Genomic DNA, 12,865 nt, shown 5'->3' with positions numbered 1-12,865 from the left:
CAAATGAATAACTTTATCTTATTTGGAATTACTCTTTTTTGCTGGTCACCTACTTGGTATGTAATCAAATTTCAATTAGGATATGTTGATCCATTAGTTTCAGTTTTTTATAGATTTCTTTCAGCATCAATAATAATTTTTATTTATTTAATAATTAAAAATAAAAAATTAAAATTTTCTTTAAACCACCATATTTGGTTTTTGCTTTTTGGAATTTGTCTTTACTCTTTAAATTATGTTTTCTTTTATTTATCAAATACATATCTAATAAGTGCATTTCCTGCAGTTGTCTTTTCAACGGTAGTTATAATGAATATTCTTGGTGAGGCTTTTTATTTCAAAAAAAAACCATCTTTAAAAACTTTAATCGGTGTAACAATTGGTATGATTGGAATTATAATCATCTTTAATGATGAAATTTTTAATTTTACTTTAAGTAATGGCATCCATGTAGGTTTATCTTTAGCCTTACTTGGAACATTTAGTGCATCAACTGGTAATATGATTTACCAAAGAAATTTAAATAATAATTTTCCATTAATACAAACGCTTGCTTATGCAATGCTTTATGGTTCGTTAGTAACTTTATTGATAACTCAACTTAAAGACACAGAGCTGTTATTTGAATATAGTTTTAGTTATATCGCTTCTTTAACATATCTTTCTATTGTTGGTTCAATATTTGCTTTTATTTTCTATCTAAAATTACTTGAGAAGGTTGGTGCTGGTCGAGCAGGCTATGTTGGGGTGGTCATGCCAATACTTGCTTTATTAATATCAACATTATTTGAAGATTTAGAATGGCAGGTAGATTTAATTATAGGACTTCCTATTTTGATAATTGGTGCTGTTCTTGTTATCAATCAAAAAATTAAACTAATTAAATAATCTCATTTTTTAAATTTTGATTATGGTAAATAATCTATATATCAGTTTGTGATTTAAACCTTTCATAAATTAATCTTGCTTTAATACCTAAATTAAGAAAAGGTTGAGGAGGTAGTAACGTAGGTTTATTTCTACTCTCAATCACTTTTATCTCTTTGCTATTTTCTTGAAAGACTTTTATTGCAATCTGTTCCCCAAATAATGTGCCAACACCAATACCAGATCCATTATAACAGCCCGCTGCAAAAATATTATTATCAATTTTTTCAAAAATTTGAGAGCCATTACGTGTTCTGGATACAATACCTGACCAGCTAGACTGTATAATATCATTTGATAATGTTGGAAATCTTTTTTTAATTCCAATTTTTTGATGCAAGACTCTTTTTTTAATACATTACTGTTCATTATAAACGGATTGTGTACCTCGGCTGTATTTCTTATTAAGATTCTTTTATCCTTTGTCATCCTAATAGTGGCACCCATATGCCTAACTGGAAGTACACCCCATTCACTTGGCTCACCAATAGATATAAATTCATCTTTAGTTAATGGTCTTGTCATACTAGCCGTTAAAGTTAATGGGAAATTATAATTTACTTTAATACCTAGTGATTTTAAAAAACCATTTGTACAAAAGATAATTTTTTTTGTAATTATTTTATTATTTATAAATTTACAATGAATGCTGTCTTTATGTTTTTTCCATTCAAGTAATTGAGATCGCTCAAATAGTTCAACTTTATCAGATAAAGTATCAATCATTGCTCTAACAAGTTTTCCAGGATGCAGTAAAATTCCACCTTTTGTATAAAGTGCTAAATTATAAAAATTTGTACCTAATTTTTTACTTAACTCTTCTTTATTAAATAAATTATGTTTAAATCCTAATTTAGAAAGTATATTACTAAAGTTAATCAGTTTTTTATAATCATCAAGCTGTGATGAGGCAAAATATTTACCCGCTTCCTTCCAATCACAATCAACTTTATGCTTATTAATAAATCTTTTTATAGTATCAATTCCTAATTGATAAATATCAGTCTTTTTTTTGTAGTTGGATAGCTCTTTATTTGATGTGAAACCATCATTAAGAGTGGTATCAACTAAATATCCTGAGTTTCTTCCACTGGCACCTTCACCAGCCAATTGTGCATCAACTATAATAATTTTCTTACCTACATTTAATTCTGATAGTTTTCTTGCAGCAGATAGACCAGTATAACCAGCACCAACTATCAAATAATCACATTCAAGGTTTTCATTTAGAATTTTAATATTTTTTCTTTTTTCTAAATCGTTGATCCAACCACAATTATCATCGTTTTTTATATTCATTTTTTTTATTTTTGATAAAATTTAAAATAGTTTTTACTCCATAGCCTATAAAAAAAGATAAAAAAATCAAATTAGGTGTATTATATCGAGTATTTCCAATCCAGCTGGTAACTAAAGTAAAATAAATGATAGATATTAATAAAAAAATAGCAAACATAATGTTTTCTTTTTTTTTATAACACTAATAAAGCCAATTAAGATTATAGAGTAAATCAAAAAGGAATAAACTATCCTTGGTATAACCATATTATCCGCTAACTCAGTTTTATAAAATGAATTTTGTTTTCTTAAATCAAATTTATAAAAATAGTGTACGTGACGCAATGGATCTAAAACAAAATAATGTAAAGTTTTTTTAAAAATAAGCTTGAAGGTTATAAAAGGATTTTTTATTATTATTTGAAATGATTTTTTTTGTAAATAATTATAATAAATTAACCTATCAGACTCATTCTCAAGGTTAATATCATTTTTTACTATCCATTCATTTAGATCATTATTTAGAATTGTCTTAACTTCATTGGTAGATATTTTTTTACTTGATGACAAAATCATAGGTACTAAATATACATAAAAACCATCTTTTGCTTGTGTTGGCTGTACATAGAAATTATCAGATCTTTTATAATTATGAAAACCAATAAATAAAACGACCATTAAATAGCCTAATAAAGTAAAAAAAATTGGCCTCAACGAACTTCTCTTAAAAATACAGATATAATAAATGATTAAAATTACAAAATAATAAATTGCGATACTTCTTTGTAAAAATAATAAACCTAACAATAGCCCAATTATCAAATTTCTAATGTTTGCTATTTTGTTTTCAAAAACCAATGCAATTAAAAAAATCAATAAAGTAAAAAATATCGATTCTGACCAAAATGAAGAATGAAAAAGCATAATGGTTGGCTCTAAACTCAGAAACAAAATCAAATAAAGTGAGCTATTGGCATCTATTCTATTTCTTATTTTGCTGTAAAGAAAAAATAATGATAAATAATAAAAAAAAGATTGAAAAATTAAAAAAAAAACTTTTTTGTTATCAAGTGCTATTTTTCTTTCTTGAAATTTTCCATTATAACTCTCCTTAATGATCGTTAGATTTTCTTGATCATAAAATTTGTCATTTGTGATTAAAGAAAACAAATAAATAATCTTAGAGGGAAGATAAGGAATTCTATATTCGTCCCCTGTTTCAAAAAAATTCTTTCCATTTATTAATTGAGCTTTTAAATTATGAGCTCTAAGCCAAAATTTTTCTGGATCACTTTTAATCATGAAGTGTTGATTCTGGCTTGATACAGTAGGGTCATAATTATCAAATTTTTTGATATAGTAGAAGTTTAATAAGATAGATATTAAAAGACCTAAAAGAATTATTGTTAAAATTTTTTTCATTAATTAATTTTTTTTTCTTTCAAACATGATTTAAATAAATATAAGGATATTTGTGAAAAATGTAAAAATTTTATTAATACTTTCTATTATTGGCTCATTCTCTTTTGGGCTTGTTTTAACGAAGCAATACCCTCAAATATTTGATTTTATCAAAGGTGTTAGTAGTGGTGTAAAACATAGCATTGATCCACCAAAGATAACTAAAGATTTTGTGATTAATGGTAAAAAAGAAGTTGTAAAAAGAATTGAAACTAATTCATTTGTTATAAGTGTTGAAAATACAACAGACACATCAATAAAAGATCTTGTTAAAGATAGGGATGCTACCAATCAACACAAAAATGCTGGATTGTATGGGGTAATTATAAATAATAAAATTCATATAAGGTATTTTACTAGAAATGGGTATGAAATAAACAATGGTATTGTAAAAAAATATTTATTACCAAAAACTTATGATCCTCACAATTCAAAGGGTGGTATTAGAGGAATTTTCTTTTTTAAAAATGAACCATATGCATGGATGGCCTCAAAAAAAATTAATTGTCATTATGCTTCCATAGTAAACTTAAATCGATCTAAAGAAATTTTTAATACTGATTGTTTGGTAGATTTACCTAATATAAATTATGATGGTGTTGGGGGTGCAAGCATACATAAAGATAATGAAATTTTATTGACCACAGGAACGCCTGCTAATAATTCAGATAGAATTAGAAACTTAGGCCAAAATAATGAATCTTACTTTGGTAAAATTTTAGCAATTAACAAACAAGATCTTGAAAATTTTGATTATAATAATGATGAGCTAATAAAACCAAGAATTTTTACTTCTGGACATCGTAACCCCCAAGGAATGGCATCTATAAATAATAATTATTATAGTACAGAACATGGCCCCAAAGGAGGAGATGAAATTAATTTAATCACTGAAAGTGGAAATTATGGTTGGCCTATATCATCTTATGGTACTAAATATTTTCTAGAACCTGATAGTGATTATAATAAAGGTGAGTTGTTAGAAAAATTTTATAAAAATTCTCACACAGGAAATGGCTTTGTAGAACCTGTTTTTCAATTTACACCTTCAATTGGAATAGCTGCTCTTACTAACTGCCCTAAAGTGTTAAAAAATTATTACAAAAGACAAAACTGCTTGTTAGCTACTTCCCTTAAAGATAAATCTTTATATGTACTTATTTTAGATGAGATCAATGGTGATAGATTGGTAGGATTTGAAAAGATTACATTTGAAAGAAGATTGAGAAATTTTGCACTAGATTATCAGGGTAAACTTTTTGAGGACCAGAACTCAATCTATATTTCTACTGATGATGGATATGTTTTAAAAATAACATTTAATCTTTAAAAAAATTTAACTAATCTAACTCAAAGTTTGTAGCATAATCTTTTTTTAAATTTAAATTTTGTTTTTTTTTATCTAAATAGCAATTGCCAATGACTAGTTTGTCTAGTTCTGTTCCCATAAAACAGTTAAATGCATCCGTTGGCGTATTAACTATTGGTTCACCTCTAACATTAAAAGAGGTGTTAATAACAATTGGGCAACCTGTCTTTTCTTTAAATCTTTTTATTAAATCAAAATATTTTTTGTTAGTTTTTTCATGAACTGTTTGTATTCTAGCAGAATAATCTACATGTGTTACAGAGGGAATTTCTGACCTTTTGATATTTAATTTTTCTATACCAAAGAGTTTTTTTTGATCTTCGGTCATAACTATTATTTTATCTTTACTTACATCAGAAACAATTAGCATATATGGACTATCGACATTAATATTAAACCACTCTGATAGATCATCTCTCAAAATTGATGGTGCAAATGGTCTAAAACTCTCTCTATACTTAACTTTTAAATTTAAATTTTTTTGCATATTGGATGACCGTGGGTCACCCAGTATGGATCTACCTCCTAATGCTCTAGGTCCAAATTCCATTCTGCCTTGAAACCAGCCAATTGCCTCTTCTAAAGAAAGACTATAAGCTGTTTTTTCAATTAATTCATCATCACTAAGTACCTCAAAAGTAGCTCCAATTTTTTTTAACTCATCTTCAACTTGTTTTTGCTCATATTCAGGACCTAAATATGAACCATTCATATCATCAGTTACGTTAACCAATCTTGGATTATTTTGTTCAATATGCCATAAAGCTAAAGCAGCACCCATAGACCCTCCAGCATCGCCAGCAGCAGGTTGAATCCAAATATTATCAAATATTTTTGCTCGAAGAATTTTACCATTTGCAACACAATTTAAAGCAACACCACCAGCCAAACATAGATTTGGTATATTGAATTCTTCTTTCAGAGATTTAGCTAATTTTATCATTATATCTTCAGTAACTTTTTGTATGGATGCTGCTATATCCATATGAAATTGTGTTAATTCTTCTTTTTTAGGATCACGAGAATTTTGCCCAAAAAGCATATGAAATTTCTGACTAGTCATAGTCAACCCTGTAGCATAATTAAAATAGGTTTGGTCTAAGTGAAAAGAACCATCTTCTTTTATATCAATAAGATTTTCTTTAATTTTGTCTTCGTATATTGGTTCGCCATAGGGTGCTAATCCCATAAGTTTATATTCACCACTATTAACCTTGAATCCCGTATAATATGTAAAAGATGAGTAAAGTAAGCCAAGAGAGTGTGGAAAATGAATTTCTTTTTGAATTTCAAGATTATTACCTTTTCCAATTGCAACTGTTGTCGTGGCCCACTCACCAACACCATCTGCTGTCAAAACTATAGCTTCTTCAAACGGAGATGGGAAAAAAGCACTGGCAGCATGACTTAGATGGTGATCTGAAAAAAATATTTTTCTCTCATCATTAAATTTATCATCATGCATTTTGAGTTTATTAAAAAGTATTTTTTTTTGAAATAATTTTTCCTTTAACCAAGTTGGCATTGCTTTACAAAAAGACCTAAAACCTTTAGGTGCAAAGGCTACATATGTTTCAAGTAGTCTTTCAAATTTTAAAAATGGTTTTTCAAAAAAAATAATTTGATCAACCTCATTCAATTTTATATTTGCAAATTTTAAGACAAATTCAACAGCATTAAAAGGATAGCTTGAATCATGTTTTTTTCTAGTAAATCTTTCCTCCTGTGCGGCAGCTATAATTTTACCATCGACAAGAATTGTTGCAGCACTGTCATGATAAAATGCAGAAATACCTAAAATAGTTTTCACTAAAAAATTGTATAAATAAATGGAGCCACAGCAGAACCTTGGCTTAAAATTATTAATCCACCAAATAACACTAAGACTAATAATATAGGAAATAACCAGTATTTTTTTCTAACTTTTAAAAATTCCCAAAACTCTTTTAAAAAACTCATAATTAAAATTGATTTTTCATTCTACTCTTTATGTCAGATTTTTCAATCCAGTATGATTTTTTATTACTTTTTTTTAAATTTAATAAATCCTTGCCAAAGGCTTTCATTATAAGAGATGTTGGCGTAACAACAGTAAAAAAAATCAAACCCATAACCACAGGTGATATAAAATTGCCTAGTAATATGCCAAATTTAAACCAAATTTTATTTAGTGGAGATAAAATTTTTGAGTTTAATAGACCTAAAATTAAAAAAATTATAGCGATTATTAAAGACCAAATTCTAATATTTCCATCTTTAAATAATGGAAATATTGAAACAATTACAAAAAAAATGAAAAAAACTATACCAAAACTTCTATTTGAACTAATTTTAATTTTTTCATTACCCACTTTTTTAAATCAGTGATGGTTGTTTAATCATATCTTCTTTTTTTATCCCCGCAACTTTAACAGGTCTTTTCATTGCATCTCTTCTGAAAGGTTCTCCCAGTTCTTGGTTTAAAATTACTTCAATAAATGTTGTAATTCCATTCTTTTGATCTTCACATGATTGCTTGATAGCAGCTGTAGTCTCTTCCATCGTACGAACTGTAACACCTTTTAAACCACAAGCATCTGCAACTTTTGCATAACTTAATTCTGGATCAAGTTCTGTTCCAATAAAATTATCATCATACCATAATGTTGTGTTTCTTTTTTCTGCTCCCCATTGGTAGTTTCTAAAAATTACCATTGAAATTGCTGGCCATTCCTCTCTAGCGCATGAACTCATTTCGTTCATACTAATGCCAAATGCTCCATCACCTGCAAAACCGATTACTGGTGTGTCAGGACATCCAATTTTTGCTCCTAAAATTGAGGGAAAACCATAACCACATGGACCAAATAATCCTGGTGCTAAATATTTTCTACCTTTTTCAAATGTAGGGTAGGCATTTCCAATTGCACAGTTGTTACCAATATCACTTGAAATAATTACATCATCAGGCATTCCTGCTTGGATTCCTCTCCACGCTTCTCTAGGAGACATTCTATCTGCATCTCTTTTTCTGGCTTCAGCATTCCAAACTGTACCTTCATCATCATCTTCATGATCTAGACTTGATAATTCTTGTAACCAAGCAGATTTAGTTTGGTGGATAATATTTTTTCTTTCTTCTCTATTTACATCACCTGCTGTTGGAGAAAGTTGTGCTAAGATTTGTTGGGAAACTAATTTTGCATCACCACAAATACCAACTGATACTTTTTTAGTTAAACCAATTCTATCTGAATTCATATCAACCTGAATAATACTTGCATCTTTTGGCCAGTAATCCATTCCATAACCAGGTAAAGTTGAGAAAGGATTTAATCTTGTACCAAGTGCAAGAACAACGTCAGCTTTTTTAATTAATTCCATTCCAGCTTTTGATCCATTATACCCTAATGGTCCAGCAGCTAGTGGGTGGCTTCCTGGAAAACTATCATTATGCTGATATCCTGAACAAACAGGAGCATCTAATTTCTCAGCTAATTTTTTACAATCTTCGATAGCTCCACCAATAACAACACCAGCACCAGATAATATTACTGGAAACTTAGCATTTGATAATAAGTCTGCTGCTTTTTTAATTGCATCAACTCCACCTGCTTGTCTTTCAAGTCTAACAATTGGAGGAAGATCGATATCAATAACTTGTGTCCAATAATCTCTTGGGACATTTATTTGTGCAGGAGCTGATCCTCTGATTGCTTTTTCAATAACTCTATTTAATACTTCTGCCATTCTTGAAGGGTCTCTAACTTCTTCTTGGTAGCAAACCATGTCTTTAAATAAATTCATTTGTTCTACTTCTTGAAAACCACCTTGACCCATAGTTTTATTAGCAGCTTGCGGTGTTACTAATAATAATGGTGTGTGGTTCCAGTATGCAGTTTTAATAGGGGTAACTAATCCAGTAATTCCAGGACCGTTTTGTGCAATAACCATTGACATTTTACCAGTAGATCTTGTGTAACCATCAGCAATTAATCCACCGTTTGTTTCATGAGCAACATCCCAAAAAGTAATTCCAGCATCAGGAAAAATATCTGAAATAGGCATAAAGGCTGAACCAATAATTCCAAACGCATGTTCAATTCCGTGCATCTGTAAAACTTTTACAAAAGCTTCTTCTGTTGTCATTTTAGTCATAATAATTAGGCCTTCCTGCTTAAGTTGTTAAAAAATTTTTAAATAAATTGTTAATTTTAGAGATTAATATATAAGAATTAAAAAATTTCAAACAAACAAATCGACACAATTATGGCTACAGATATTATTATACATGACGAAAAGGACAACGTAGGAGTAGTTGTTATTGATAAAATCACTCCAAAACAAGATTGCGTGTGCTGGATTATGGAAAATGATAAAACAGTTCAAATTCAATCAGTGGATGAAATTCAATTAGGACATAAAATTGCAATGGTTGACCTTAACGAGGGTGATACTATTTTGAAATATGGCCATGATATTGGAAAAGTAGTTAAATCAATCAAAAAAGGTGAACATGTTCATGTTCACAATGTAAAAACGAAGAAGTGGTAAAAAATATGGAAATCCCAAAAAGTTTTTTAGGTTACAAAAGAGAAAATGACAGAGTTGGTACTAGAAATCATGTGATCATCTTACCTGTAGATGATATTTCAAATGCATGTGCTGAAGCAGTTGCAAACAATATTAAAGGTACAATGGCCCTACCTCACTCTTATGGAAGACTTCAATTTGGTGCTGATTTAGATTTACACTTTAGAACTATGATTGGAACTGGAAGCAACCCAAATGTTGCAGCTGTAATAGTTATTGGTATAGAGCCAAAATGGACAAAAAAAATAGTTGATGGAATAGCAAAAACAGGAAAGCCAGTTGAAGGATTTCATATTGAGAGAACTGGAGATATTGGTACTGTCATGAAAGCTTCAAAAAAAGCTCAGGAATTTGTAATGTGGGCGTCTGAAAAACAAAGAGAAGAATGTCCAATGAGTGATTTATGGATATCAGTTAAGTGTGGAGAGTCAGATACAACATCTGGATTAGCTGCAAACCCTACGGTTGGAAATTTAATGGATAAATTAGAACCAATGGGTGTTCATTTATGTTTTGGAGAAACTTCAGAACTTACTGGAGCTGAAACTGTTTGTGCTAAGAGAGGTGCAACTCCTGAAGCCTCTGAAAAATTTATGAAAACATGGAATTCATATAATGATTTTATACTTAAAGAAGCAACTGATGACCTTTCAGAAAGCCAACCTACTGCAGGAAATATTGCAGGTGGATTAACAACTATTGAAGAAAAAGCATTTGGAAATTTCCAAAAGATTGGTTCTTGTAAGTTTATTGATGTATTAGAGCCGGCAGAAGAGCCAACCAAAGGTAAAGGCTTATATTTTATGGATACATCCTCAGCAGCAGCTGAATGTGTAACACTTCAGGCAGCAGCAGGTTTTAATATTCACTTATTTCCAACAGGACAAGGTAATATTGTTGGAAATCCTATTGAACCAGTTATAAAATTAACTGCTAATCCATTAACTGTAAAAGGTATGGGTGAACATATTGATTGTGATGTTTCAAAAATTTTATCACGTGAGATGACTATGTCTCAAGCTGGAGACGAATTAATTAAATCAATGATTAGAGTTGCTAACGGTAGATTAACCTGTGCCGAAGCTTTAGGTCATAAAGAATTTGTTATGACTAAACTTTACAGAAGTGCTTAATAACTTTACTAATAAAAATTAATGCTATTTAAAAGATACCTGGTCATTGTCCCAGGCATTATTTTAGCATTCGTTCTCTATACTCTATCTCAAGGTTTAAATAACATTATTGGTATTGAGTTATTAGGTTACACTAAAAGCCCAATATCTACAGCCATGATTGCTATCTTGATGGGAATTGTCTTTGGAAATATATTTAGAATGAGAGAAGATTTTTTATTAGGAGTTGATTTTACCCAAAAATATATTTTAAAACTTGGTATTATTTGTCTTGGTATTCAATTAAAACCATTTGAATTTTTAAAATTTGGAACGGTTGCAATTCCATTAATTATTGTGTGCATCTTGAGTGTTTTAATTATAGTTAAACTGCTTATCAAAAAGTTAAAGATTTCAACAAGAATGGCATACTTAATATCTATTGGTAGTACTGTTTGTGGTACAACTGCAATCATTGCCACAGCACCCATTATTAAAGCAAACAAAGGTGAAGTTGCTTATGCAATTGCGAACATGACTGTTTTTGGAATTATCTCAATGTTGATATATCCATATTTTGCGAATATATATTTTAATGGTGACCCTTTGTTTGTAGGATTATTTTTAGGTACAGCTATTCATGAAACATCACAAGTTGCTGCAGCAGGATTAATTTACGACCAACAATTTAATAGTCCTGAAACACTAAATATTGCAACTGTAACAAAATTAATTCGAAATACTTTTTTAGTAATAATGGTACCATTATTTGCTTTTCTTTATAATAGAAATGCCACTAAGACTAAAAACTACTCTTTACTAAATATATTTCCTTATTTTGTTTTAGGGTTTATTGGGATGATTATTTTTCGAAATATTGGTGATCAATTTTTTTTAACTGAAAATTTAAACCAGATTTGGCAAAGTTCTATATCCAATATAAAAGATTCTGCTAAAATATTTTTATCTATGGCCATGGCTGCTGTTGGTATGTCTACGAACTTAAAAGATTTAAAATCAATGGGATATAAACCTTTTGTTGTTGGTTTTGTTGCAATGATTACAGTAGGCCTGGTTAGTATTATTACAATGCAATCTTTTGCAAAACTATTTTTATAAAATCTACTTCCACTTTAGTGATTTAATTTTTTTTCCCATTTGATAGCACTGTTTATAATTTTATTTAAATTATCATATTTTGGTTTCCATTTTAAAATTTTATTAAAATTTTTAGTATCGCTATAAACTTCAGCTATATCTCCAGGTCTTCTATTTTTATAATTTATTATTAATTTATTATTTTTTTTTTTAAGAATATTAACAATGTCTAAAACTGAATAACCTTTTCCATACCCACAATTCAAAGTTAACGACTTGGAGTGTGTGTCTATGTGCTTTAAAGTTTTAATATGAATATCAGCTAAGTCAGACACATGCATATAATCTCTAATACAAGTTCCATCTTTGGTTTTATAGTCATTTCCATAAATAGAAATTATTGGTTTTTTTTTCAACAATTCCACAGCTATATTTTTTATTAAATGTCCATGAGAAGTTTCTATTTCCCCAACTTTACCTGATGAACTTGCTCCAGCTACATTAAAATATCTTAATATAGCATATTTATAATCATATTTTTTACTAAATTTTTTGATTATTTCCTCTGCTTTATATTTTGTGAATGCATAATATCCTCCAGGGTTTGGTTTTCTTTTTTCATTGACTGGTCCTTTAACATTTCCATAAATTGAACAAGATGAAGAAAAAATAATACTATTAACATTAGAGTTCTTACAGGAATTTACTAAATTTAAAGTACCTTTAATATTATTTTTATAATATTTTTTTTTATTTTTTTCTGCTTCACTTATATTTAAATGAGCTGCTAAGTGAATTATTGTGTTAATTTGAAAGTTCTGAATGATTTTGGTTAGTGCAGTTTTATTCTTTATATCTCCTTTTATAAATTTTGCTTTTTTATTTATTAATTTTTTATGTCCTGTAATTAGATTATCTAAAATTATAATGTTAGCTTTTGTTTTAACTAATTGCTCAACTAAATGGCTACCTATATAACCAGCACCACCTGTTATTAGAATATTATTATCTTTATTCATAATTTTATTATTATAAGCCAGTAATACAA

The 12,865-nt window shown here is 28.9% G+C and carries 12 protein-coding genes; 5 read left to right on the top strand and 7 right to left on the bottom strand.

Annotation, left to right across the window (positions count from 1 at the left end; translation table 11 throughout):
• The first annotated feature begins 3 nt into the window (after window positions 1–3).
• Window positions 4–888, top strand: coding sequence for a DMT family transporter (locus ABXT63_RS02395; protein WP_415321520.1), 885 nt, complete (start codon window positions 4–6; stop codon window positions 886–888).
• A 177-nt stretch (window positions 889–1,065) separates the two neighbouring features.
• Here ABXT63_RS02395 and ABXT63_RS02390 read toward each other — a convergent pair whose 3' ends face one another.
• Together ABXT63_RS02390 and ABXT63_RS02385 are read right to left on the bottom strand one after the other, a co-directional pair.
• The gene (locus ABXT63_RS02390) at window positions 1,066–2,226 is read right to left on the bottom strand and encodes an NAD(P)/FAD-dependent oxidoreductase (RefSeq protein ID WP_415321518.1); all 1,161 of its coding nucleotides are present in this window, start codon (window positions 2,224–2,226) and stop codon (window positions 1,066–1,068) included.
• Window positions 2,227–2,361: 135 nt separating this feature from the next.
• Window positions 2,362–3,627: a hypothetical protein gene (locus ABXT63_RS02385; RefSeq protein ID WP_415321516.1), complete on the bottom strand. Its 1,266-nt coding sequence runs from the start codon at window positions 3,625–3,627 to the stop codon at window positions 2,362–2,364.
• Window positions 3,628–3,679: 52 nt separating this feature from the next.
• On the opposite strand from ABXT63_RS02385, the gene ABXT63_RS02380 reads away from it, so the two are divergent.
• The gene (locus ABXT63_RS02380; protein WP_415321514.1) at window positions 3,680–4,996 is read left to right on the top strand and encodes a PQQ-dependent sugar dehydrogenase; all 1,317 of its coding nucleotides are present in this window, start codon (window positions 3,680–3,682) and stop codon (window positions 4,994–4,996) included.
• Between the two features lie 10 nt (window positions 4,997–5,006).
• On the opposite strand, the gene ABXT63_RS02375 is transcribed toward ABXT63_RS02380, so the two are convergent.
• The 4 genes from ABXT63_RS02375 to xsc are packed head-to-tail and all read right to left on the bottom strand — an operon-like array spanning window position 5,007 to window position 9,172.
• Complete coding sequence (locus ABXT63_RS02375) at window positions 5,007–6,845, bottom strand: carbamoyltransferase (protein ID WP_415321512.1); 1,839 nt, start codon at window positions 6,843–6,845, stop codon at window positions 5,007–5,009.
• Window positions 6,845–6,994 carry a DUF5989 family protein gene (locus ABXT63_RS02370; protein ID WP_415321510.1) on the bottom strand — a complete coding sequence of 50 codons (150 nt, stop codon included), beginning with the start codon at window positions 6,992–6,994 and terminating at the stop codon, window positions 6,845–6,847. The genes ABXT63_RS02375 and ABXT63_RS02370 overlap by 1 nt, the downstream gene beginning before the upstream one ends.
• Before the next feature lie 2 nt (window positions 6,995–6,996).
• The gene (locus ABXT63_RS02365; RefSeq protein WP_415321508.1) at window positions 6,997–7,386 is read right to left on the bottom strand and encodes an SxtJ family membrane protein; all 390 of its coding nucleotides are present in this window, start codon (window positions 7,384–7,386) and stop codon (window positions 6,997–6,999) included.
• A gap of 4 nt (window positions 7,387–7,390) precedes the next feature.
• A complete protein-coding gene (gene xsc, locus ABXT63_RS02360) occupies window positions 7,391–9,172 on the bottom strand; it encodes a sulfoacetaldehyde acetyltransferase (protein WP_415321506.1) in 1,782 nt (593 codons plus the stop codon).
• Window positions 9,173–9,283: 111 nt separating this feature from the next.
• Between xsc and ABXT63_RS02355 the strand changes: the two genes are divergently transcribed.
• From ABXT63_RS02355 to ABXT63_RS02345, 3 genes are read left to right on the top strand one after another with little or no spacing between them, the layout of a single operon-like run.
• Complete coding sequence (locus ABXT63_RS02355; protein WP_415321504.1) at window positions 9,284–9,568, top strand: UxaA family hydrolase; 285 nt, start codon at window positions 9,284–9,286, stop codon at window positions 9,566–9,568.
• A 5-nt stretch (window positions 9,569–9,573) separates the two neighbouring features.
• A complete protein-coding gene (locus ABXT63_RS02350) occupies window positions 9,574–10,740 on the top strand; it encodes a UxaA family hydrolase (RefSeq protein WP_415321502.1) in 1,167 nt (388 codons plus the stop codon).
• Window positions 10,741–10,761: 21 nt separating this feature from the next.
• Window positions 10,762–11,838, top strand: coding sequence for a YeiH family protein (locus ABXT63_RS02345; protein WP_415321500.1), 1,077 nt, complete (start codon window positions 10,762–10,764; stop codon window positions 11,836–11,838).
• Between the two features lie 14 nt (window positions 11,839–11,852).
• Here ABXT63_RS02345 and galE read toward each other — a convergent pair whose 3' ends face one another.
• A complete protein-coding gene (gene galE, locus ABXT63_RS02340; RefSeq protein WP_415321498.1) occupies window positions 11,853–12,836 on the bottom strand; it encodes a UDP-glucose 4-epimerase GalE in 984 nt (327 codons plus the stop codon).
• Window positions 12,837–12,865: the final 29 nt, after the last annotated feature.

It is taken from the genome of Candidatus Pelagibacter sp. Uisw_092, from assembly GCF_047729545.1.
In the GTDB taxonomy this organism is placed as follows: domain Bacteria; phylum Pseudomonadota; class Alphaproteobacteria; order Pelagibacterales; family Pelagibacteraceae; genus Pelagibacter.
This window is presented reverse-complemented; position numbering and strand designations above follow the sequence as displayed.